Source organism: Actinoplanes regularis (genome assembly GCF_900188005.1).
Taxonomy (GTDB): Bacteria; Actinomycetota; Actinomycetes; order Mycobacteriales; family Micromonosporaceae; genus Actinoplanes; species Actinoplanes regularis.
In genome coordinates, this window is the sequence record NZ_FZNR01000026.1 from 47,588 (window position 1) to 69,174 (window position 21,587).

The 21,587-nt window shown below is 71.1% G+C and carries 22 protein-coding genes; 16 read left to right on the forward strand and 6 right to left on the reverse strand.

Annotation, left to right across the window (positions count from 1 at the left end; all coding sequences use genetic code 11):
- The first annotated feature begins 116 nt into the window (after positions 1-116).
- From CHC09_RS38945 to CHC09_RS38970, 6 genes are all read left to right on the forward strand, one after another.
- Positions 117-2,039 carry a phage holin family protein gene (locus CHC09_RS38945; RefSeq protein WP_239138820.1) on the forward strand — a complete coding sequence of 641 codons (1,923 nt, stop codon included), beginning with the start codon at positions 117-119 and terminating at the stop codon, positions 2,037-2,039.
- Between the two features lie 111 nt (positions 2,040-2,150).
- Positions 2,151-3,509 (forward strand): amino acid permease, encoded by a 1,359-nt coding sequence (locus tag CHC09_RS38950; RefSeq protein WP_089298357.1) that lies wholly within the window; start codon positions 2,151-2,153, stop codon positions 3,507-3,509.
- A gap of 14 nt (positions 3,510-3,523) precedes the next feature.
- Positions 3,524-4,744 (forward strand): arginine deiminase, encoded by a 1,221-nt coding sequence (locus CHC09_RS38955; RefSeq protein WP_179277461.1) that lies wholly within the window; start codon positions 3,524-3,526, stop codon positions 4,742-4,744.
- A gap of 9 nt (positions 4,745-4,753) precedes the next feature.
- The gene (argF, locus tag CHC09_RS38960) at positions 4,754-5,755 is read left to right on the forward strand and encodes an ornithine carbamoyltransferase (RefSeq protein ID WP_089298300.1); all 1,002 of its coding nucleotides are present in this window, start codon (positions 4,754-4,756) and stop codon (positions 5,753-5,755) included.
- A gap of 3 nt (positions 5,756-5,758) precedes the next feature.
- The gene (locus tag CHC09_RS38965; RefSeq protein ID WP_089298301.1) at positions 5,759-6,697 is read left to right on the forward strand and encodes a carbamate kinase; all 939 of its coding nucleotides are present in this window, start codon (positions 5,759-5,761) and stop codon (positions 6,695-6,697) included.
- Positions 6,694-7,428, forward strand: coding sequence for a metallophosphoesterase family protein (locus tag CHC09_RS38970; RefSeq protein WP_089298302.1), 735 nt, complete (start codon positions 6,694-6,696; stop codon positions 7,426-7,428). The genes CHC09_RS38965 and CHC09_RS38970 overlap by 4 nt, the downstream gene beginning before the upstream one ends.
- Here the strand turns inward: CHC09_RS38970 and CHC09_RS46855 are convergent.
- Positions 7,409-7,900 (reverse strand): hypothetical protein, encoded by a 492-nt coding sequence (locus CHC09_RS46855; RefSeq protein ID WP_089298303.1) that lies wholly within the window; start codon positions 7,898-7,900, stop codon positions 7,409-7,411. The two genes, CHC09_RS38970 and CHC09_RS46855, sit on opposite strands and share 20 nt — an antisense overlap.
- Before the next feature lie 86 nt (positions 7,901-7,986).
- Here CHC09_RS46855 and CHC09_RS38980 point away from each other — a divergent pair, with 86 nt between their 5' ends.
- Positions 7,987-8,523: an Rv1733c family protein gene (locus CHC09_RS38980; RefSeq protein WP_089298359.1), complete on the forward strand. Its 537-nt coding sequence runs from the start codon at positions 7,987-7,989 to the stop codon at positions 8,521-8,523.
- 19 nt (positions 8,524-8,542) lie between these two features.
- Positions 8,543-9,946, forward strand: coding sequence for an MFS transporter (locus tag CHC09_RS38985; protein WP_089298304.1), 1,404 nt, complete (start codon positions 8,543-8,545; stop codon positions 9,944-9,946).
- Here the strand turns inward: CHC09_RS38985 and CHC09_RS38990 are convergent.
- Genes CHC09_RS38990 through CHC09_RS39000 form a run of 3 tightly spaced genes read right to left on the reverse strand, consistent with a single transcriptional unit; the run spans position 9,888 to position 11,592 of the window.
- Entirely contained in the window at positions 9,888-10,769 is an 882-nt protein-coding gene (locus CHC09_RS38990) for a YihY/virulence factor BrkB family protein (protein ID WP_239138823.1), read from the reverse strand. The genes CHC09_RS38985 and CHC09_RS38990 overlap by 59 nt on opposite strands.
- Positions 10,766-11,179, reverse strand: a complete 414-nt coding sequence (locus CHC09_RS38995) for a DUF7144 family membrane protein (protein WP_089298305.1) — start codon at positions 11,177-11,179, stop codon at positions 10,766-10,768. Before CHC09_RS38995 ends, CHC09_RS38990 begins: the two co-directional genes overlap by 4 nt.
- A gap of 14 nt (positions 11,180-11,193) precedes the next feature.
- The gene (locus tag CHC09_RS39000; protein WP_089298306.1) at positions 11,194-11,592 is read right to left on the reverse strand and encodes a hypothetical protein; all 399 of its coding nucleotides are present in this window, start codon (positions 11,590-11,592) and stop codon (positions 11,194-11,196) included.
- Positions 11,593-11,710: 118 nt separating this feature from the next.
- On the opposite strand from CHC09_RS39000, the gene CHC09_RS39005 reads away from it, so the two are divergent.
- Positions 11,711-12,253 (forward strand): hypothetical protein, encoded by a 543-nt coding sequence (locus tag CHC09_RS39005; protein WP_089298361.1) that lies wholly within the window; start codon positions 11,711-11,713, stop codon positions 12,251-12,253.
- 143 nt (positions 12,254-12,396) lie between these two features.
- On the opposite strand, the gene CHC09_RS39010 is transcribed toward CHC09_RS39005, so the two are convergent.
- Complete coding sequence (locus CHC09_RS39010) at positions 12,397-13,683, reverse strand: diacylglycerol/lipid kinase family protein (RefSeq protein WP_239138824.1); 1,287 nt, start codon at positions 13,681-13,683, stop codon at positions 12,397-12,399.
- Positions 13,684-13,916: 233 nt separating this feature from the next.
- Between CHC09_RS39010 and CHC09_RS39015 the strand changes: the two genes are divergently transcribed.
- From CHC09_RS39015 to CHC09_RS39045, 7 genes are all read left to right on the forward strand, one after another.
- Positions 13,917-14,762: a M48 family metallopeptidase gene (locus tag CHC09_RS39015; protein WP_239138825.1), complete on the forward strand. Its 846-nt coding sequence runs from the start codon at positions 13,917-13,919 to the stop codon at positions 14,760-14,762.
- Positions 14,763-14,773: 11 nt separating this feature from the next.
- Positions 14,774-14,998 carry a hypothetical protein gene (locus tag CHC09_RS39020; protein WP_089298307.1) on the forward strand — a complete coding sequence of 75 codons (225 nt, stop codon included), beginning with the start codon at positions 14,774-14,776 and terminating at the stop codon, positions 14,996-14,998.
- On the forward strand, positions 14,995-15,672 hold the full coding sequence (locus CHC09_RS39025) for a potassium channel family protein (protein ID WP_089298308.1): 678 nt from the start codon (positions 14,995-14,997) through the stop codon (positions 15,670-15,672). Before CHC09_RS39020 ends, CHC09_RS39025 begins: the two co-directional genes overlap by 4 nt.
- Before the next feature lie 37 nt (positions 15,673-15,709).
- A complete protein-coding gene (locus tag CHC09_RS39030; protein WP_089298364.1) occupies positions 15,710-16,168 on the forward strand; it encodes a hypothetical protein in 459 nt (152 codons plus the stop codon).
- Between the two features lie 17 nt (positions 16,169-16,185).
- Complete coding sequence (locus CHC09_RS39035) at positions 16,186-16,638, forward strand: DUF7144 family membrane protein (protein WP_089298309.1); 453 nt, start codon at positions 16,186-16,188, stop codon at positions 16,636-16,638.
- A gap of 10 nt (positions 16,639-16,648) precedes the next feature.
- On the forward strand, positions 16,649-17,176 hold the full coding sequence (locus tag CHC09_RS39040; protein ID WP_089298310.1) for an HdeD family acid-resistance protein: 528 nt from the start codon (positions 16,649-16,651) through the stop codon (positions 17,174-17,176).
- A 174-nt stretch (positions 17,177-17,350) separates the two neighbouring features.
- Positions 17,351-20,182, forward strand: coding sequence for a peroxidase family protein (locus CHC09_RS39045; RefSeq protein WP_089298311.1), 2,832 nt, complete (start codon positions 17,351-17,353; stop codon positions 20,180-20,182).
- Positions 20,183-20,248: 66 nt separating this feature from the next.
- Here the strand turns inward: CHC09_RS39045 and CHC09_RS39050 are convergent, their stop codons facing one another.
- Positions 20,249-21,586, reverse strand: a complete 1,338-nt coding sequence (locus CHC09_RS39050; RefSeq protein ID WP_089298312.1) for a dipeptidase — start codon at positions 21,584-21,586, stop codon at positions 20,249-20,251.
- Position 21,587 lies beyond the last annotated feature (1 nt).

Genomic DNA, 21,587 nt, shown 5'->3' on the forward strand with positions numbered 1-21,587 from the left:
CCCCGGCGAGTGAGACGGGTTCCCGGTACGACCTGAGCAAGGCGTCCCGGTCCACCGCCGGTGTTTCATCCCGCCGGAGTGAGGCCGTCCCGGGACCCGGGCGCGACGCTGAGGCGATGCGGGTCCTGCCCCTTGTCGTCACGGTGCTGCTCGGGGTGGTCGCCCTGGGCCTGACCATCGCCGTGCTGCCCGGAATCAGCGCGGACAACGGCTGGTCGGTGCTGATCGCGGCCGCCCTGCTCGGACTCTTCGGGACGGTGCTGCGGCCGGCCCTGGTGAAGCTGCTCTCGACCCTCGGCTGGCTCGGGGTCGTGGCCGGGTGGCTGGTCAGCCAGGCGCTGCTGGTCTACGCGGCGCTGGAGGTCGCGCCCGGGGTGCACGTCGACGGCTTCTGGACCGCGTTCGGGGCGGCCTGGCTGGGCGCGGCGCTGATGAGCGCGGGACTCTGGGTGGTCACGGCGGGACAGGACGGTGTGGTCACCCAGCATCTACTCCGGGTGAACCGGCACTTCCGGCGCGGTGTGCCGCGCACGGAGACGCCCGGTGTGCTGATCATCCAGATCGACGGGCTCTCCGCACCGCTGGCGCGCTGGGCGCTCGACGCCGGGAACCTACCGACTCTGGGGCGCTGGCTCGGCGACGGCAGCCACGCCCTGGTCGAGTGGCACGCGCAGCTGCCGGCCACCACGCCGGCCAGCCAGGCCGGGCTGCTGCACGGGGCGAGCGATCAGGTGCCGGCCTTCCGGTGGTACGAGAAGGAGACCGGCCGCATGGTCGTCACCAACCGTCCGCGGGACGCGGCGCTGGTCGAGGCCCGCTGCTCGGACGGGCACGGGCTGCTCGCCGACGGCGGGGTCAGCGTGAGCAACGTGTTCTCCGGGGACGCGCCCACCTCGCTGCTGACCATGAGCACCGCCCGCCGCGCGGCTCAGGGACCCCGGCGATACGTCAGCGCGTACCTGCTGGATCCGTTCGGGCTGACCCGGTCGCTGGTGCTGACCTGCGGGGAGATCCTCAAGGAGGTGCACCAGGCGCGCCGGCAGCGGCATCGGCGGGTCCGGCCGCGGATGCGCCGCACCTGGTCCTATGTGCTGCTGCGCGGGGCGACGAACGTGCTGCTGCGGCACCTCAACCTGGCCGTGCTCGCGGAGCAGCTGATGCGGGGCGCGCCCGTGGTGTACTGCGACTTCGTCGACTACGACGAGATCGCCCACCACGCCGGTCCGGCCCGGCCGGAGGCCCTCGCGTCGCTGGAGGGGATCGACGCGGTGCTGGCCACGCTGGAGGAGGTGGCCGCGGCGGCGCCCCGGCCGTACCGGTTCGTGGTGCTCTCCGATCACGGGCAGAGCCAGGGGGCGACGTTCGCCCAGCGCTACGGGCTCCGGTTCGACGAGTTGGTGGCGGAGCTGACCGCGGACGGCGCGGTGACCGCCTCGGTGGAGGACGAGCAGGCCGGCCGGGCGCGGGTGTTGCGGGCGGACCTCACCCGTACCGGAAAAGAAGTCGTGGAAGCGGAGGCCGGAAGGCCGCCGGTGGTGATTGCGGCCTCCGGAAATCTCGCCCTGGTCTATTTCGCCCAGCGCGACGGACGGGTCAGCCTCGAGGAGATCGAGGAGCGGTATCCGGCGCTGCTGCCCGGGCTGACCGGACATCCCGGGATCGGCTGGGTGCTGGTCCGCTCAGCGCGCGAGGGACCGATCGTTCTCGGACACGACGGGCGGCGCTGGCTCGACGACGACCACGTCGAGGGGGCGGATCCGCTGCGCGACTTCGGGCCGCGGGCCGCGGACGACCTGCGCCGGCACGACCGTCTGGCGCACACCGGCGACCTGGTGGTGAACAGCCTCTGGGATCCGGTCACGCAGGAGGTCGCCGCGTTCGAGGAGCTGATCGGCTGCCACGGCGGCCTCGGCGGTGGGCAGAGCCGGCCGGTGCTGATCCACCCCCGCGACTGGGACCCGCCAGGTGCCCTGACCGGCGCCGACGAAGTGCACCACTACCTGCGCGGATGCCTCAAGAAGCTCACCCCGCCGGGGTGAGCCCGGGCGGGCGTGACGCGGCGACGATGACGGGCATCGACTGTGGAGGGAGCCGCGAATGTGCCGTTCGGCGAGGACCAACAGGGTGGGCCGGCCCGAAGCGGCGGAGCCGTGAACCGGAGTCTCGGCCTGCCGCAGGCGACCGCGCTGATCCTGGGCACCATCATCGGGGTCGGGATCTTCAACCTGCCGTACTCGCTCTCCGGGATCGGCCCGATCAGCATCGTCGCGATGGTGCTGACCACGATCGGGGCGCTCGCCCTGGCCCTGTTGTTCGCGGTGCTGTCCCGGCGGGTTCCGGCCGACGGCGGTCCGTACGCGTACGCCCGCTCGGCGTTCGGCAACCCCGTCGGGTTCGTCAACGCCTGGTCGTACTGGATCACCGCCTGGGCCGGTAACGCCGCGATCGTCACCGGCTGGGTCTTCTACGTCGAGCACTTCGTCAACAAGGACGGCGTGACCGGCTGGTCGATCGTGATCGCCCTGATCGGACTCTGGATCCCGGCACTGATCAACCTGAGCGGGGTCAAGAACATGGGCGCGGTCCAGCTCTGGACCTCGGTCATCAAGTTCATCCCCCTGATCATCATGTCGACAGTCGGGCTCTTCTTCATCAGCACCGCCAACTACAAGCCGGCCAACATCAGCGGCGACAGCGACTGGCAGGCGATCGGCGCCGCCATGGCCATCTGCCTCTTCAGCTACCTCGGCGTGGAGTGCGCCGCCGTGGCCGCCGCCAAGGTCCGCGACCCGGCCCGCAACGTGCCCCGGGCCACCGTGCTGGGCACCCTGAGCGCCGCCGTGGTCTACCTGCTCTCGATGATCGCCGTCTTCGGCATCGTGCCGACGGCCACGCTCGGCGAGGACAAGGCGTCGTACTCGGTGGCCGCGAATGTGATGGCCGGCGGCGGTACCTGGGCCGGCGACCTGACCGCCCTCGCGGTGATCGTCTCCGGCTTCGGCGCGCTCAACGGCTGGACCATGATCTGCGCCGAGATGCCGCTCGCGGCCGCGAAGGACGGGGTGTTCCCGGCGCTCTTCGGGAAGACCTCCAGCCGGGGCGTGCCGACCGCCGGGATCCTCTCCTCGACCGTCTTCGGCAGCCTGGCCATGGTGGTCAGCTACATGGGCGCCAGCGGTGCCACGGTCTTCAACACGCTGGTGCTGATGACCGGGATCACCGCGGCCGTCCCGTACGCCTTCTCCGCGCTCGCCCAGCTCAAGTGGCGCGTTCAGGACCGCCGCGCGGGCAACGGCGCCCGGTTCGCCCGGGACAGCACGATCGCCCTGGTCAGCCTCTTCTTCTCGATCCTGTTCGTCTGGTACTCGCGCAACACCGGGCACGACGACTGGTACGTCGTCTGGGGTCCGTTCCTGATGGCCGGTGCCGCGTTCCTGCTCGGCGTGCCGGTCTACCTCTCGGTACGCAACCGGATGACCGCGCCGCCGCCGGTCCCGGCCTACGAGTGATCACGGAGATCATCATGAGTTTCCACGTGGATTCGGAGATCGGCCGGCTGCGGCAGGTGATCCTGCACCGTCCCGGCGTCGAGCTGAGCCGGCTCACCCCGGACAACGTCAAGGACCTGCTCTTCGACGACATCCTGTGGGCGCGCCGGGCCCGCGAGGAGCACGACGCCTTCGCCGAGGTGCTGCGCGAACGCGGGGTGCGGGTGCACTACTTCGCCCAGTTGCTCGCCGACGTGCTCGACATCCCGCACGCCCGGTCCTGGGTGCTGGACCGGGTCATCACCGACGACACGGTCGGGCCGACCCTGGTCGGGCCGCTGCGCCGGCTCGCCGAGCAGGCGGAGAGCGCGAAGCTCGCCGACTACCTGATCGGCGGCGTGCTCAAGCAGGAGCTGGCCGGATTCACCGTGAACAGTCTGCGCTGGGAGCTGATGAGCGCCGACGACTTCGTGCTCACCCCGCTGCCCAACCACCTGTTCCAGCGGGACAACTCGGCCTGGATCTACGGCGGGGTCAGCGTCAACCCGATGGCCATGGCGGCCCGGCACCGTGAGTCGGTGCACAGCTCGGCCATCTACCGCTTCCACCCGATGTTCACCCTGGCCGACTTCGAGGTCTGGTACGGCGGCGACGACGAACCGCACCAGCCGGCCACCCTGGAGGGCGGCGACATCCACGTGCTCGGCAACGGCGCCGTGATGATCGGGCTGGGTGAGCGGTCCACCGCGATGGGCGTGGAGAACCTGGCCCGCAGCCTGTTCCAGGCCGGCGCGGCGACCAAGGTGATCGCCATCGAGCTGCCGCACTCGCACGCGATGATGCACCTCGACACGGTGATGACCATGATCGACCGGGGCACCTTCGTGATGTACCCGTACCTGCAGGGCGCGCTGCGCTCGTGGACCGTGCGGCCCGAGAACGATCCGGACGGGCTGACGGTCGTCCGCAACGACGACCTGTTCGCCACCATCGCCGAGACCCTCGGCATCGACAAGATCCAGGTGCTGGAGACCAACGAGGACATCCGGGCGGCCCAGCGGGAGCAGTGGGACGACGGCAACAACTTCCTGGCGGTCGAGCCGGGAGTGATCGTCGGCTACGAGCGCAACGTCACCACCAACACGTTCCTGCGCCGGCACGGCGTCGAGGTGATCACCATCGCCGGTGGCGAGCTGGGCCGCGGCCGGGGCGGGCCGCGCTGCATGACCTGCCCGATCGAACGCGACGCAAGCTAGGGGGAAATCATGTCCGTCAACCTCCGCAACCGCAGCTTCCTCAAGGAACTCGACTTCACCCCGAACGAGTGGCGCTTCCTGCTGCGGCTCGCCGCCCAGCTCAAGGCCGCCAAGTACGCCGGGACCGAGGTGCCCCGGCTGACCGGCAGGAACATCGCGCTGATCTTCGAGAAGACCTCCACCCGGACCCGGTGCGCGTTCGAGGTGGCCGCCCACGACCAGGGCGCGCATGTCACGTTCCTGGACCCGGGCAGCACCCAGCTGGGCCACAAGGAGTCGGTCGAGGACACCGCCCGGGTGCTCGGCCGCTTCTACGACGCCCTGGAGTACCGCGGTTTCGGCCAGGAGAACGTGGAGACCCTGGCCCGCTGCTCCGGGGTGCCGGTGTGGAACGGGCTCAGCGACGAGTGGCACCCCACCCAGACCCTCTGCGACCTGCTCACGATGCGGGAGCACACGGTCAAGCACGACAACGAGGTGGCCTTCGCCTTCCTCGGCGACGCGCACAACAACATGGGCAACTCGCTGCTGGTCGCCGGGGCGATGATGGGCATGGACGTGCGCATGGTCGCTCCCGAGGCCCGGTGGAACCCGGACGAGGTGATCAAGGCGGCGCAGGCCATCGCGGAGACCACCGGCGCCCGGATCACCCACACCGCCGACGTGAACGAGGGCGTGCGCGGCGCGGACTTCCTCTACACCGACGTCTGGCTGTCGATGGGCGAGCCGAAGCAGGCCTGGGACGAGCGGATCCAGCTGCTCAAGCCGTACCAGGTCAACATGGACATGGTGCGCGCGACCGGGAACTCGGCGGTGCGGGTGATGCACTGCCTGCCGGCCTTCCACGACCGGCGGACGAAGGTCGGCGAGGAGATCTTCGAGCACACCGGACTGGACGCGCTGGAGATCACCGACGACGTGTTCGAGTCGCCGTACTCGATCGTCTTCGACCAGGCCGAGAACCGGATGCACACCATCAAGGCGGTCATGGTCGCCACCCTGGGGAGCTGAACGATGCGGATCGTCATCGCGATCGGGGGCAACGCGCTGCTGGAGCGCGGGCAGCGGCCGGACGCCGCGACGCAGCAGGCCAACGCGGTCCGCGCGGTCCAGGCCCTGGCACCGCTCGCCGCCGATCACGAGATCGTGATCACCCACGGCAACGGGCCGCAGGTCGGGATGCTCGCCCTGCAGTCCGCGGCCGATCCGGGGCTGCGGATCCCGTACCCGTTCGACGTGCTGGGCGCGCAGACCCAGGGAATGATCGGGTACTGGCTGCTGCAGGCGCTGCAGAACGCGCTGCCCGGGCGGCAGGTCGCGGCGATCCTGGACCAGACCCTGGTCTCGGCCGCCGACCCGGCGTTCGCCCGGCCCAGCAAGTTCGTCGGGCCGGTCTACGACGAGGCGACCGGCAATCGGCTGGCCGCCGAGCGCGGCTGGGTGGTCGCCCCCGACGGCGCAAGCTGGCGCCGGGTGGTGCCGTCACCGCTGCCGCAGCGGATCGTGGAGACCCGGATCATCCGGTCGCTGCTCTTCGAACGCACGGTCGTGGTGTGCGCGGGCGGCGGCGGGATCCCGGTGGTCCGCGACGAGGACGGGCGGTTGCGCGGCGTCGAGGCGGTGGTCGACAAGGACCTGGCCACCGCGGTGCTCGCGGAGTCCCTGGACGCGGACGCGCTGCTGCTGCTCACCGACGTGCCGGCGGTGCTGCGGGGCTTCGGCGGCCCGTCGCCCGAGGCCATCTCCCGGGCCACCCCGGCCGAGTTGCGGCGGGAGAGGTTCCCGGCCGGCTCGATGGGGCCCAAGGTGGAGGCGGTCTGCCGTTTCACCGAACTGACCGGGGGAGTGGCCGCGATCGGCGCGCTCGACGACGCCGCCGCGATCCTGGCCGGGAAGGCGGGAACGATCGTGACTCCCGCCGGGGACTACAGCGCGGGCGCCTTCGGGCGGTGATCGTCGTCGCGCACCTGTCCGATCCGCACCTCGGGGCGCACGATGGGGAGACGGTGGAGAGCCTGGTCGCCGACGTCTCGGCGGCGGCGCCGGCGCTCACCGTGGTCACCGGGGACTGGACGATGCGCGCCCGGGTCAGCGAGTTCGAGCTGGCCCGGGCGTTGCTCGTGCGGCTGCCGCGGCCGGTCCTGACCGTGCCGGGCAACCACGATCTGCCGCTGGTGAGCCCGTTGCGGCTGCTTCGGCCGTACGACCGCTTCCGGACCTGGATCTGCGACGACCTGGAGCCGATCGCCCGCGTGCCCGGCCTCACCGCGGTCGGGCTGCAGTCGATGCCACGCTGGCGGTGGAAGGACGGCCGGGTCACCCGCCGGCAGGTGGCGGCGGTCGCCGGTGCCTTCGGGGCCGCGCCGCGCGGCGACCTGCGGCTGGTCGCGCTGCATCACCCGCCCTTCGGGCGCGGACTCGCCGGTCGGGGTCCGCTGCTGCGGGCCGGCGCCGACCTGCTGCTGGCCGGCCACACCCACATTCCGGACGTACGCACGGTGGGCGGCACCGTGGTCGTCGTCGCCGGCACGTCGGCCAGTCACCGCACCCGCGGAGTCCCGCGCTCGTGGAGCCGGATCAGCGTCGACGCGGGCATGGTTACCGTCGTCGAACGTTTTTCGGCGGGCTCCGGCTGGCGCACCGGGCGGCTGATCAGCGTCCCGCTCAGTGCAACAGCGTCTTGAGCACGATCAGCGCCGCACCGAACGCGCCCGCGGTCAGGGTGGAGACCAGGCGCTCGCGGGTGCTCAGCCGCCCGCCCGAGCCGATCTTCCAGCCGGCCACGCAGAGCAGCAGCGTGCTGCACGAGAGCGAGGCGATTTCCGCGTTGACCAGCGAAGCGCCGGCCCAGCGGACCGCCATCAGCACCAGCAGCGGCAGCAGCGACGCGCTGACCAGTTCCCAGCCCCGGGTCAGGTGGTCGCGCACGACGTGCCAGGCCGGGCGGTGTCCCTCATGGATGCGCTCGGCCACGATCCGCGCGTAGCGTTCCGCGGCCCAGTAGACGACCAGGGTCGTCAGCACCGCCATGACGTCGCGGAAGGCCGTCAGGGCGTGCCCGGCGACCAGGACCGCGGCGCCCACGATGATCCCGTAGATCGCGGAGGCGGTGGCCTCCGCGCTCTCGTGGGTGAGACGGACATGTGAACCGGTCATGGGGTGAGCCTCACCGAACCGCCGGAACAGACCCTCACCCTGCCGGGGTGATTCGGCGGCGGGCCGCCGCCCAGATCCTGTTGAGCATGTTCAGGGGACGGGAACGCAATGCGCTGCGCCGCACCTCGGACCGGGTGGAGAGCCTGCTGGTGTTCCTGCTGGTCCTCACGTTCCTGGCCGGTGCGCCGCTGCTGGCCTGGCGCGCCGGCGACGCGAGCTACCGCTCCGACCTGCGGGCCCAGCGGTGGAAACAGGAGCATCTCTTCCCGGTGGACGCCGTGCTCGTGGAGAACGCCACGGTGGAGACCGCGAAGGCGACCTGGAACGCGCCGGACGGCTCCGCGCGCGACGGAACCATCCAGGTCACGGCCGGTGGCCGGGCCGGCTCCCGGGTGCCGATCTGGGTGGACCGTTCGGGAGTCCAGCAGGCGGCACCGGCCGGTCACAACCCCGGCATGCAGGCCGTCATGGTCGGCGTGGCGGTGGTGCTGTGCCTGGCCGCGGCCCTGGCCGGGATCCATCGGATCGCCCGTGGCGTGCTCGATCGCCGCCGGGACCGGGCGTGGACCCGGGAGTGGTGCGAGGTGGGCCCACGGTGGAGCCGCGGCAGCGGCAGATACTGAACTTGGAGGCGCGACCGCGATGGCGGAACAGACCAGAGCCGGGAGATTCCCGGCGGAACTCAGGCGGGCGCTGATCCCTTTCGCGCTGGCGCAGTTCATCTGCAGCTTCGCCGGTTCCAACATGAATGTGATGATAAACGACATCAGTGAGGATTTGGACACAACCGTGGCCGGAGTCCAACTGGCCATCACCATCTTCCTGCTGGTGATGGCGGCGCTGATGATCCCCGGCGGCAAGCTGACCGACCGGATCGGCCGCAAACGCAGCCTGAGCGCGGGCCTGCTGGTCTACGCGGTCGGCGCGCTGCTCAGCGCGGCCGCCCCCGGCCTGGGGCTGCTGATCCTCGGCAACTCGATCCTCGAGGGCATCGGCACCGCGATGCTGATCCCACCGGTCTACATCCTGACCACCCTGCTGTTCACCGAGATGACCTCCCGCGCCAAAGCGTTCGGCCTGATCAGCGCGCTGGGCGGGGTCGGCGCGGCGACCGGACCGCTGATCGGCGGGTTCATCACCACGGTGATCAGCTGGCGGGCCGCGTTCGTCTTCCAGGCGGCGGTCGTGCTGCTCATCGCGGTGCTCAGCCGCCGCTGGGTGCACGACCCGCTCCCGCCGGACCCGAGCCGGCCGACCGACCCGGGCGGCGCCGTGCTCTCCGCGCTCGGCCTGGTGCTGTTCGTCTCCGGGATCCTGGCGGCCGACGACAACGGCTGGGTGATGCTCGGGCTGATGGTGGCCGGCGCGGCCGTGCTGGCGTGGTTCTTCGCGTCGATGCGGGCCAAGGAGCGGGCCGGGCGGCCGGTGCTGCTCTCCACCACGCTGTTCCGCAACCGCATGTCGAACCTCGGCATGCTCACCCAGTGCGCCCAGTGGCTGATGCTGATGGGCACGTCGTTCGTGGTCTCCGCCTACCTCCAGGTGGAGCGGGGATACAACGCCATCGAGACGGGCGTGGTGTTCACCGCGACCACCGCCGGGCTGCTGCTCTCCTCGCTCGCCGCCGAACGGTTCGCCAGACGGCGGGCGCAGCGCACGCTGATCCTGGCCGGCTTCCTGGTCACCGTGGCCGGCGTCGTACTGCTGCTGTCGCTGGTCCTCGCCTCGGAATCGGTGTGGGCGTTCGCCCCCGGCCTGTTCGTGATCGGATTCGGGCTCGGCGGGATGCTCACCCCGTCGGTGAACGTGGTGCAGTCCGCGTTCGGCGAGGACCTGCAGGGCGAGATCTCCGGGCTGTCGCGCAGCGTCTCCAACCTGGGGTCGGCGCTGGGCGGCGCGGTGGCCGGGACGATCCTGGTCGCCGGGATCGGGACGCAACCCGGGACGGCGTACACGCTGGCGATGCTGGCGGTCGCGGTGACCGGGGCTATCGGTCTGGTGGCGGCGTGGTTCCTGCCGCGGGCTCCCGAGCCTGCTCCCGTCTGAGCAGCTCCCAGGCGCGCAGGTCGGCCGCCGTCGGCCGGGCCGGATCCAGGCTTCGAGGCCAGAGCCGGGCCCAGCGGACGGCGGCCACCTCGGCCGCGAGGACCAGGACATTGCTGAGGAGATAGAGAAGCGTGAAGATGCCGGCGACGGTGGCGAATCCACCGTAGACCGGCCCGGCCTGCCGGATCAGTCGCGGCAGCACGGTCGAACCGAGCTCCAGCGTCGCGGTGATCGCGCCCGCGCCGAGCGCCGCCGCCGGCCACAGCGCCCGCGGCGGCGCCGGCCGCTCCAGCAGCAGCCAGGTCATCAGCAGCAGCGTCCCGAAAGCGATGAGGAACGCGTAGTAGCGCGGAGCTGTCGCCGTGGCAAGCAGTCCGGCCAGCAGGATCACCAGTCCGGCCAGCACCCGCAGGATCCAGGGGAGCACGTCCGACCGGTCGCGGTACGGGACCGCCGCCAGGTGGTTGAGCGTGTGATAGATCGAGAACACCACCCCGGCCGCGGTGTAGGCCAGCCCGACGGAGCCGAGCAGCAGCGCGGTGTGGGACGTCGGCAGCCCCGCGATCGCCGCGTCCACATCCGCGTGCAGGGCCGCCGGCACGAGCTCGTCGATCACCTTCCGGCGCAGCTCCGGCCGGTCGGCCAGGACCTGGGACACGATGGTCACGCCGAGCAGCAACACCGGGAAGAGGCTGAGGAAGCCGTAGTACGTGATCAGGGCGGCTTCCCGGGCGCCCGCGTCGTCGAGGTACTTGCGGAGCACCGCGTACCCGAACCCGGGAACGCGGTGCCGTCGCTGCCACTCGTCGAGGCCGTGGATCACGACCCGTACGCGTCGGCGACCTCGCGACCGTGCGCCGCGACCGCCCAGGCGATCAGCACGGCCAGTCCGATCCCGATGACCGACCAGACCGGGTGGACCGCGATGAACGCGAAGTTGACCAGCGCCGCGAGCAGCGCGAGGCCGACCGACACCACGCGCGCCCAGGTCAGGCCGCGGATCAGCCCGACCCCGGCGACCAGGGCGATCACCCCGAGCGCGACATGCAGCCAGCCGATCGACGTCAGTGAGATGTCCAGCAGCTGATCGGCGCGGTCGCCGGCGATCAGCTCCGGGCGCAGCAGCGCGATCAGGCCGACGGTCAGATGCAGGGTGCCGAGCAGCACCAGCAGGATGCCGCCGAACAGCACCCAGGCCACCCAGCCGGTGGCCGTGCTCCGCTCGATCTCCATGGTCAACGGCCCCCTCAGCAGGTTGAGATCATCGCGTTGTGCAGGGTGTTCGCCGTGCCGCGGACCGAGCTGACCGAGGTGCGCACAGCGGCGAGGTTGATCGCGCTCGGCGCTTCCTTGGCGACCCGCAGGTCCGCCGCGAGCTGCTCCACCGACGCTTTCAGAGCGTCCGCCTGCTCGCTGAACTGGCTCTTCGCGTCCGTGTAGAGCTGGTTGAGTTCGGTGCGCAGCTGCGTCAGATAAGGCCGCAGCGCGGACAGCCCGTTCTCCGACACGTTGACGTGCCGGATGTGGTCCACGGTGTTCTGCACCGCGTCCCAGCTGTCGCAGACCGGCGGCTTCGCGGCCTCCTCGGCCGAGCAGCCCGCCATCGCGAACAGTAGCAGTACGACGACGACCAGGTTGCGCTTCATGGCGCCAGCGTGCCGCGCGCCCCCGTGACGGGTCCTCACCCTTGCCGGATGAGGCGGGATCCGGGCGCCGGGCAAGAGGATCGGGTTCCTGGAGCAGTGATTGGCGAAGGAGCAGCAGATGGCCATCGGACCCGTTCAGCTGATCGTGCTGGGCTTCCGGCATCCGAACTTCCACGGCGAGGTCATCGCCGAGCTGGAACGACTGCGGCAGAACGACACCGTACGCGTGATCGACGCGCTCGCCGTCCACAAGGACGCGCGAGGAGACATCGAGGTCGAGCACCTGAGCAATCTGACCAGGGAGGAGGCCATCGAGCTGGGCAGCAAGATCGGCGCCCTGGTCGGCCTGGGCATCGAGGGCGAGGCCGGGCTGGAGGCGGGCGCGGCGCTCGGTGCGGCGGCGGCCGACGCCGCCGGACGGGTCGCGGTCTTCGACGACCCGCAGGCCTGGGACGTGCTGGCCGAGATCCCGAACGACAGCGCGGCCGCGCTGATCATGATCGAGCACCACTGGGCGGTGCCGCTGCGGGACGCGATCGCGCGGGCCGGTGGGTTCCGGATCTCGGACGGGTTCGTCAGCCCGTTCGACCTGATCGGAATCGGCCTCCTCACCGCCGAGGAGGCCAAGGAACTGCACGACATCGAGACCGCTGGATCCTGACCTCGGGATCGCTGGAGCCTGACCTCGATCCCGCTGGAACCTGACGAGAGGAGTCGCAGATGTTCGGATCACGTCGAGTAGCCCGGCGTACCGGCCGGCGTACCGCCCGGCGCGTCGCCCGTCGCCGATAACGGCGCCGGGGATCAGCGGCGGCTGGGGAAACCCAGCCGCCGCAGTCGTGTCCAGTCCAGTTGCGGGGGCGGCGCGGGGACGCCGGGCCGCTGCCGCGGGACCCGGACCCGGAGTGCACCGGGAACGATCTCGCAGCGTACGGGCGTCGAGAAGAGCAGCGCCTCACCGTCGACACCGACCGGGATCTCGGGCAGATCGGCGTCGACGGTCGCCTCGCGGCCGGTGCCGGCGCGCACCGCCCGGGCCCGGCCCCGGCGGCCGATCAGACCGGCCGCGTCCAGGGCGCCGCGCAGCGTCACGGCGAGGACCCCCAGCTCACCCCGGTCGAGACCGGAGCGCCGGCCGGAGTCGGTCCGGTAGGCGTTGTTGCTGATCAGGACCGCTTGTGGGCCGTTAACCGTGGTGCCGTCCACGGTCAGGCGCAGCGGTGACTCGCCGGCCAGCGCGGCGGGCAGCAGGTCGAGGGCGGTGCCGAGCTTGGCGTCGCGATAGTGCGGGCTCTGCACGACCGTCGCGTACGCGCCGAACGACGCGTTGTTGACGAACGTGCGATCGCCGATCAGGCCCAGGTCGATCCGGATCTCCTCACCGTCGGTGAGCGCGTCCAGGCAGGTCGCCGGGTTCTCCCGGTCCAGGCCCAGGTCGAGAGCGAAGTGGTTGCGGGTGCCCGCCGAGATGACCAGGAACGGTACGCCGTGCTCGGCGGCCACCCCGGCGACCAGGGCCTGGGTGCCGTCGCCGCCGGCCACCCCGAGCAGATCCGCGCCGTCGCGGACCGCCCGGCGGGCCACTGCGGCGACGTCGACCGCGGGACCGTCCAGGAGGAACACCTCGGCGCCGAGGGCGCGGGCGGTCTCGGCGAGGCGGAACCGGCCGACCTTGCCGCCGCCCGAGCGCGGATTCATGATCAGGTACGGCCGCTCCGGAGCCTTGGTCGGCACGGTCGCCGGCCAGTCCGCCGCAGGTGCGAGAGCGCGCCGTCCCGCGGCCACCGCGACGGTCCAGAGCAGGCCGAACAGGACGACCACCCAGACCAGCTCGGCACGCGCGTAGAGCACGGCCACCACCAGCGGGGCGAGCACCACGACGAACCCGGCCGCCCAGCGCAGCAGCCGGCGATGGGTGAGGAACCACCACGCGCCGGCCAGGGTGATCGCACTGCCGAGCGCGGCGACGAGCAGCAACCCGAGGCTGCCGTCGAGGCCGGCGACCGCGAGGACCAGCACGGTGGCGGAGATCGCCGCGGCGAACGCGAGCCGGGCCAGCCAGCGGCGCATCTGATCGGGTTCACCGGTCACGTCAGCCTCCTCGGTGGCTCCCACGGCTTTGGCGCATAACCGCTAACGGGAGTCGTAGGTCGTACTAAATTCGGAATCTGTGAGCCTGCGGCGGACCGCCCGCATCTTGGACAGCCTCTCCGGACCGTCGGCGACCGGCCTCACTCCAGTGGGATGAGGTGCCGGGTCGTCCCTGCGCGGATCGTCGGCACGAAGCCGCGGTGCCCGAAGCCGCGGGCAGGAGAGGAGGCACCGTGTCGACGTCATCAGCCGCCGGCCCCCGGTTGCGGCACCCGGCCGAGATGCCGTTCTACGTATTCATGGTCGTGCTCAACCTGATCATCGTCTGGTTGATCCTGCAGTTCGCGATCACCCTGCCCTACCTGCCGGAACGCCTGCAGGGCACACCATGGGCGACCGCGATCCGCAGCGCGTTCATCGGCCTGCTCCTGCTGGTTCCGGTCCTGGTGATCATCAGGGAGACGCAGCGCGCCTCGGTGCGCGGCACCGCGGTCGAGCTGAGCCCGCACCAGTACGGCGACCTCTACCGGACCGCCGACGACTTCGCCCACCGGCTCGGGCTGCCCCGCCGGCCGACGATCTACCTGGCCAACGGCAACGGCACGCTGAACGCCTTCGCGGCGCAGGCCACCGGGCACGACTACGTGGTGCTCGCCAACGAGCTCTTCGTCAACCTGCAGCAGAACAACCGGGAGGGGCTGCGGTTCATCCTCGGCCACGAACTCGGGCACATCCGGCTGCACCACGTCTCGCTCTGGTACCAGCTGTCGGTCGCCTACTCGGAGCGGATCCCGGTGCTCGGGCCGACGCTGTCCCGGCTGCGGGAGTACTCCTGCGACCGGCACGGCGCCCACCTGTGCCCGTCCGGCGCGTCCGGGCTGGTGCTGCTCGCCTCCGGGCGGCACACCGAGCACACCACCGACGTGGAGCAGCTGGTGCGGCAGGGCCGGGCGCTGCGCGGGTTCTGGGTCGAGCTGGCCCAGCTGCCGCAGTCGCACCCGTTCACGGTGCGGCGCATCGAGCGGCTGTTCAAGCTCGGCCTGCTGCACTCGCGGGTCCACGACAGCGTCGCGAAGTAGGGGGGCGAGTGATGCCGGACCCGACCTACCAGGTCCGAGTCTCCGGGGTGATCCCCGACGAGCTACTCGCCGAGCTGCGTGACCTGACCGTCAGCGTGGAGCCGCCGGAGACGGTACTGCACGGAAATTTGCCGGATCAGTCCGCGGTGGTCGGCCTGATCTCCCGGATCCACGGGCTCGGGCTGCGATTGATCGAGGTGCGCCGCCTGCCGGCGGACGACGACCCGGCCGGATGACACCCCGCCACGGGTACGGCCTGGTCCTGCTCCTGATCGTGAGCACCTACGTGCTGGCGATCTTCGCCGAACGGCACTGGATGGTGACGGTGCTGCTGGCGGTCCAGGCCGCCACGGTGTGGCAGTCGCTGCGCGTTGCCCGGGCCCGTCCGGGTCTCCGGCTGGCCGGGGCGATCACGCTGCTGCTGGCGCTGGCCGCCGCCGCGGCCACCCAGGTCAACCAGGGGCGGCTGCTGACCGGGCTGGCGTTCTCCACCGCCAGTGCGCTGTACCTGCTGGCGCCGATCGCGATCGTCCGGGACCTGAGCCGCCGCGACCGGGTGGACCTGCAGACGATGCTCGGGGCGCTCGCCGCGTACCTGCTGATCGGGATGGCTTTCGGGTTCGCGTACGAGTGCCTGGCGGTGATCCAGCCCGGTCCGTTCTTCGGCGAGCGCGGCGATCCGTCGCTGGCCGAGGCGCTCTTCTTCAGCTTCGTCACGGTGACCACCACCGGATACGGCGACCTGGTCCCGGCCGGCAACCCGGGACAGACGGTCGCCGTGTTCGAGGTGCTCACCGGTCAGATCTTCCTGATCACCGCGGTGGCCAAGGTGGTCGAGAACTGGCGCCCGCGCAACTGGAACCGCGGCTCATCCACCGGGGATGACGCGACCGGGCGCGAACTCCGGTGACCATGCCGTCGATCGATGAACGTGAGGGGATCCCGTGGTGACGTCACTGTTGTTCCTCGTCCTCCTCGCGGCGATCGCCGCCGTCGCCCGGGAACGGCGTCGCCGGCGGGCGTTCGCCGAGGACGGCCCCACCTTCGAGTGCCGGGTCCGGGCCTGCGGGCCGCCGCCGGCCGCCTGGCGGCGGTTGCGGCGGCGCTGGTCGCGCTGGATGTGGGCGCGCTGGGCCGGTGAGGTCCTGGTGATCCGGCGCGGGCCGGTCCTCGACCGCAACCTGAGGCTGACCGCGGAGGTCCTGCCGAAGGGCGTCTTCCGGCTGCCGGCGCAGGAGGGCCGGCGGTGCGGGCGGAATCCGATCGCGGTGCGGCTGCGCACCGACGACGGTGCCGTGATCGAAGTGGTCGCGGCCCGGGCGGCCCGGACCGAACTGGTCGGGAGCTTCGTGGCCGCGGCTTTCAGCGACCTGCCTCGGGCGCCGGTCCGGCGCCGCGAGAATTGATCTGGAGGGAGAACGGCATGTCGGACACCCAGCAGACGACCAACTATGCGGAGGAGCCCTACACCCCGCCCCGAACCGCCCGGGAGCCGACCGCGTGGGTCGGCGCGGTGGTGTTCGCGGGGGTGATGCTCCTGCTCATGGGCGGCTTCCAGGCGATCGAGGGTCTGGTCGCCATCGTCCGGGACGAGTATTACCTGACCACCAACTCCGGGCTGGTGCTCACCTTCGACTACACCGTGTGGGGCTGGACCCACCTGCTGCTCGGGGTGGTCGCCGTGGGGGCCGGCATCGGGGTCTTCGTCGGGCAGATGTGGGCCCGGGTGGTGGGCATCATCGTCGCGGTGTTCAGCGCCCTGGCAAATCTGATGTTCCTGCCCGCGTACCCGGTCTGGTGCACGATCATGATCGCCGTGGACGTCCTGGTGATCTACGCCCTGTCCGTGCACGGCCGCGAGGTCCGTTACCGCTGAGGGGGTCGGCATGGTACGCAGCGCCGGGTGGGTGAGCCTGGTCGCCGGGGTGTTCGCCCTCATTCTGGGGATCATCGCGTTCGCCTGGCCGTCGGCCACCCTCAAGGTGGTCGGCCTGCTGTTCGGCATCAACCTGTTGATCCTCGGCGTGGTCCGGATCATTCAGTTCGTCATGTCCCCGGACGCGCCGGTCGCCGGCCGGATCCTGGGCGTCGTCTTCGGCGTCCTGGTCGGGCTGCTCGGCATCCTGTGCCTGCGTGATCTGGCCGGTTCGATCAAGCTGCTGGTGGTGTTCGTGGCGCTCGGCTGGCTCCTGGACGGCCTCGCCGAGATCTTCATCGCGATCGGGGACCGGCGGGCGGGGAGCGGGTGGCGGATCGCACTGGGGTTGTGCGTGACCCTGGCCGCGGTGGCTGTCCTGATCTGGCCCGGCCTCGGGATGGCGACATTCCTCCTGTTCGGAGCGACGACGCTGTGCTTCGTCGGGATCTGCGGGATCGTTCTGGGCATCGCCGGCCTGCGGGCCCGCCCAGCCTGATCCGTGTGCCGGCGCCCCGCCTTACGCGGAGCGCCGGCCTTCCGCGTTCGCCTCTGACCACCAGACCGGTACCTGTCCGGATCGGGAAGCCGACAGCAGACACCCGCACCGACCCCGGTTGCGCCAGGATCGGCTCGCGACGCCTTCCGCGGGTTGATCAATCGGGGGTCACCGATGAATGCTGAGGACCGGACCACGAACCGAACGAGGCTCTGGTCGGAGACCTACCTGGGCGGTTCACCCGAGGCCGAGCGGCGGCTCTTCGAACAATTCGCTGTCAAGATCATGAAGACGCAGCTGAAGAACCGCACGGCTTCCGGCGGCGGGCCGATCACCGCAGGGTTCCAAGCCAAAGGCATCTTCGGCACGGAAGAAGCGGAGCTGCGGTTCCTCGACCTGCCACCTGACCTGCGGACCGGCTTCGCCCAACCCGGTGCGATCTACCGCACGGCGGTGCGGTTCAGCAACGCGGAAGGCCGGATCCGCTCCGACCATGAGGCCGACCTGCGTGGCGCGGCGCTGCGGGTCAGCGTGGCCGCCGACGAGCAGCACGACCTGCTGATGACCAACGCACCGGTGTCGCACGCCCGGGACGCCCGGCAGTTCGCCGAGGTCGCCGTGGCCACGGCCGGCGGCGGATGGCGGCGATACGCCGGGCTGCTGCGGCTGGTGTTCGTGCTCGGCCCGGGCGAGACGGTCCGCATCGTGCGCAACCTGACCGCCGCCCGCAGCCGGATCAGCAGTGTGGCGACCGAGACGTTCTGGAGCCGCATCCCGATCGCCTGGGGCGACGCGATGGCGGTGCAGTACCTGCTGCGGCCGGCGCCCGGAACACCGGCCGCGGACGCTCCGCCGGCCGGCGATCCCGATTTTCTGGGCCACGAGTTGGTGAGCCGCCTGGCGCGCGGGGAGGTGAGCTTCGAGCTGTGCGTGCAGCGTTTCCGCGATGTCCGGTCGACGCCGATCGAGGACGCCGCCGTCGACTGGCGCTCGCCCGCTGCCCCGCCCGAGCCGATCGCGGTGCTGACCATCCGTGCCGGGTCGTCCGACGACCCGGCGGTGCACGCGCTGCGGTTCAACCCGTGGAACACCACCGACGAGTTCCGGCCGCTCGGCAACCTCAACCGCGTGCGCAAGGCCGCATACGACGCCAGTGCGGAACACCGGGACCGGGAACGCTGGCTCACCGACGTCCCGATCCGCAACCACGTCGCCGGCGCCGTGCTGCGGGCGATTTTCGGCGCGGTCAACCGGTTCCGGCCGTGGCACCGCCTGCCGACCTCGTTGGCGCTGCTCAACCTGGCCGCTCTGCGAGAGGTGCTGCGCCGGGACAATCTGATCGACACCGAGGTGCGGGTGGCCCCGCCGCGGGCGCGGCCCACGCCGGTTCGTCCTGCCCGGGACGAGCGTGACTTCCGTACCCATGACGGTCGCTCGAACGATCTGTCCGAGCCGGACATGGGTGCCGTGGGCGCGGCCTTTGGCCGCAACGTGCCGGCTGTGCACCGACCCGATCTGGTCGACGAGCCGAACCCGATCGTGGTCAGCCGCGAACTGCTGCACCGCGCGACGTTCCGTCCGGCGACCTCGCTGAACATCCTGGCCGCCGCCTGGATCCAGTTCCAGGTGCACGATTGGGTGGTCCACGCCCGGCACCCGCTCGGCGTTGACGACGTCCGGGTGCCGCTGCCGGCGGACATGCCCGGCTGGATGAACACGCCGGGCGGCCCCCTCGAGCCGTGGATGCGGATCGGCGGGAACATCAGCCGAGGCACCGGCGCGGACGGGGTCGAGCAGCTGTTCGGCAACGTCGTATCGCACTGGTGGGACGGCTCCGAGGTGTACGGTTCGGACGCCGCGAAGGCCGCCGAACTGCGGGACGGGGCGAAGCTGCGGATGACCCCGGAGGGTTATTTGCCGTTGGACGTCCGCGGCGCCGAGATCACCGGCTTCAACGAGGCCTGGTGGCTCGGGCTCAGCAGCATGCACACCCTGTTCGCCCGGGAGCACAACGTGCTCTGCAATGAACTGCGTGGACGCAACCCGGACTGGAGCGACCTGCGGGTCTACGAGACCGCCCGGCTTGTCGTGTCAGCCCTGATCGCCAAGATCCATACCGTGGAGTGGACGCCGGCCATCCTGAACACCGAGGTGCTGCGCCGGGGGATGAACGTCAACTGGTACGGCGTTCCGGCCAACGACCTGCTCAGCCGGATCGGACTCTGGCTCACCGACGCGAACGCGCTGCACGGCATACCGAAGACGACACCCGACCACCATGGCACACCGTTCTCGCTCACTGAGGACTTCGTCACCGTCTACCGCATGCACCCGCTCATCCCGGACGACTACGCGTTCCACGACGCGGCCACCGGCCGCCTTCTTCGCGACGCCGCCTTCCCGCAGTTGCGCGGCGACCTGGCCGACGACGTGCTGCGCGAGCTTGGGCTGACCAACGTGCTCTACTCGTTCGGCACCGCCCATCCCGGCGCCATCACGCTGCACAACTACCCGAAGGCGCTGCTCGAACTGGAGCGCGAGGGCGAGTTGATCGACCTGTCCGTGGTCGACCTGGTGCGCACCCGCCGCCGCGGCGTTCCTCGCTACAACGACTTCCGCGCTGCGCTGCACCTGCCCCGCATCAAGCGGTGGGAGGACCTGAGCACCGACCCGGAGACGGTACGACGGCTGCGCGCCGTCTACCGCGGCATCGACGAAGTGGACACGATGGTCGGGCTGTTCGCCGAGACACCGCCGGACGGTTTCGGCTTCTCCGACACCGCGTTCCGGGTCTTCATCCTGATGGCGTCACGCCGCCTGCAGAGCGACCGGTTCCTCACCGCCGACTACCGACCGGAGATCTACACCCAGTTCGGCCTGGACTGGATCGCCGCGACCTCGATGACCAGTCTGATCCACCGGCACTGCCCTGACCTGACCGCGACCCTGCCCACCGATGCGAACGCGTTCGCACCCTGGTCCGGTCCGACCACAGCCGACCAGTGACCGGAGGGCCGAACGGGGCCGCGTCCGGCCATGGACGCGGCCCTGTTGGTTCCGCCGGCTAGCCTCCTACCTGCGGTACCGCTGGAGGAAGAGGGCCTCGGCGAGCGCCAGGTCGGCGATCTCGGACGGAGCGACACTCTCGTTCGGCGCGTGGATCAGCGCCTGCGGCTCCTCCACCCCCATCAGGACGATCTCCGCGTCCGGGTACGTGTCCGCGAAGACGTTGCACAGCGGGATCGACCCGCCCTGACCCAGCGTCGTCATCTCCCGCCCGTACGCGGTCCGCATCGCCGACGCCAGCGCCTCGTACGCCGGCCCGCCGGTCCGCGCCTCGAACGGCTGCCCGAGCGCCTCCGGAGTCACCGACACCCGCACACCCCACGGCGCCGCCGCGTGCAACTGGGCGATCAGCGCGTCCTGTGCCTTCACCGCGTCGGTCCCCGGCGGCACCCGCAGGTTGAGCCGGGCCCGGGCGAGCGGCTGGATCGCCGCGGCCGAGCCGACCACCGGCGGGCAGTCGATGCCGAGGACCGTGACCGCCGGCCGCGCCCAGATCATGTCCGACACCGTGCCGTCACCGAGCAGCCGGGCCTCGTCGATCAGGCCCGCGTCGGCACGGAACTGGATGGGCGGATACGGCGCCCCCAGCCAGGTCTGCTCGTTCTCCAGCCCGGCGATCGTGGTGTTCCCGGCCCGGTCCCGCAGCGTCGACAGGATCTGGATCAGGGCGGCGAGGGCGTCCGGTGCGGCACCCCCGAACATCCCGGAGTGCAGCTCGCCGCCGAGCGACTGCACCTCGACCACCACGTTCACCAGGCCGCGCAGGGTCACCGTCGCCGCGGGCAGGCCGACCGCCGCGTTCCCCGTGTCGCAGACCAGGATCGCGTCCGCGCGCAGCAGGTCCGGGTTGCGGGTCACGAAGTCCTCGAGGCCGCCCGTGCCCTGCTCCTCGGAGCCCTCGACGATCAACTTCAGATTGACCGGTACGTCCGGACCCAGCGCCCGTAGCGCCGTCAGATGCATCACGATGTTGCCCTTGCAGTCCGCCGCCCCACGGCCGTACCAGCGCCCGTTGACCGTGGTGAGCTCGAACGGCGGCGTCCGCCAGGCCTTCTCGTCGAGCGGCGGCTGTACGTCGTAGTGTGCGTACAGCAGGACCGTCGGCGCGCTCGGGTCGGTCCCCGGGCGTACGCCGAAGACCGCCTTGCTTCCGTCGGACGTCTCGTGCAGGCCCAGGCCGGTGAAACCGACCTGGGCGAAGTTGTCCACGACCCAGTTCGCCGCGCGCTCGCACTCGGCGGGCGGGAACTGGCGTGGGTCGGCGACGGAGCGGATCGCCACCAGGTCGGCCAGGTCGGCCCGCGCCCGTGGCATCAGCTCGTCGATGTGTTCCCGCAGCTCCATG

What these genes read in the sequence shown, in the direction of transcription:
- CHC09_RS38945 (WP_239138820.1), top strand. Translation starts at nt 117, where the DNA reads ATGCGGGTCCTGCCCCTTGTCGTCACGGTGCTGCTCGGGGTGGTCGCC.
- CHC09_RS38955 (WP_179277461.1), top strand. Translation starts at nt 3,524, where the DNA reads ATGAGTTTCCACGTGGATTCGGAGATCGGCCGGCTGCGGCAGGTGATC.
- argF (WP_089298300.1), top strand. Translation starts at nt 4,754, where the DNA reads ATGTCCGTCAACCTCCGCAACCGCAGCTTCCTCAAGGAACTCGACTTC.
- CHC09_RS38965 (WP_089298301.1), top strand. Translation starts at nt 5,759, where the DNA reads ATGCGGATCGTCATCGCGATCGGGGGCAACGCGCTGCTGGAGCGCGGG.
- CHC09_RS46855 (WP_089298303.1), bottom strand. Translation starts at nt 7,900, where the DNA reads ATGACCGGTTCACATGTCCGTCTCACCCACGAGAGCGCGGAGGCCACC.
- CHC09_RS38980 (WP_089298359.1), top strand. Translation starts at nt 7,987, where the DNA reads ATGTTCAGGGGACGGGAACGCAATGCGCTGCGCCGCACCTCGGACCGG.
- CHC09_RS38985 (WP_089298304.1), top strand. Translation starts at nt 8,543, where the DNA reads ATGGCGGAACAGACCAGAGCCGGGAGATTCCCGGCGGAACTCAGGCGG.
- CHC09_RS38995 (WP_089298305.1), bottom strand. Translation starts at nt 11,179, where the DNA reads ATGGAGATCGAGCGGAGCACGGCCACCGGCTGGGTGGCCTGGGTGCTG.
- CHC09_RS39000 (WP_089298306.1), bottom strand. Translation starts at nt 11,592, where the DNA reads ATGAAGCGCAACCTGGTCGTCGTCGTACTGCTACTGTTCGCGATGGCG.
- CHC09_RS39005 (WP_089298361.1), top strand. Translation starts at nt 11,711, where the DNA reads ATGGCCATCGGACCCGTTCAGCTGATCGTGCTGGGCTTCCGGCATCCG.
- CHC09_RS39020 (WP_089298307.1), top strand. Translation starts at nt 14,774, where the DNA reads ATGCCGGACCCGACCTACCAGGTCCGAGTCTCCGGGGTGATCCCCGAC.
- CHC09_RS39025 (WP_089298308.1), top strand. Translation starts at nt 14,995, where the DNA reads ATGACACCCCGCCACGGGTACGGCCTGGTCCTGCTCCTGATCGTGAGC.
- CHC09_RS39035 (WP_089298309.1), top strand. Translation starts at nt 16,186, where the DNA reads ATGTCGGACACCCAGCAGACGACCAACTATGCGGAGGAGCCCTACACC.
- CHC09_RS39040 (WP_089298310.1), top strand. Translation starts at nt 16,649, where the DNA reads ATGGTACGCAGCGCCGGGTGGGTGAGCCTGGTCGCCGGGGTGTTCGCC.
- CHC09_RS39045 (WP_089298311.1), top strand. Translation starts at nt 17,351, where the DNA reads ATGAATGCTGAGGACCGGACCACGAACCGAACGAGGCTCTGGTCGGAG.
- CHC09_RS39050 (WP_089298312.1), bottom strand. Translation starts at nt 21,586, where the DNA reads ATGGAGCTGCGGGAACACATCGACGAGCTGATGCCACGGGCGCGGGCC.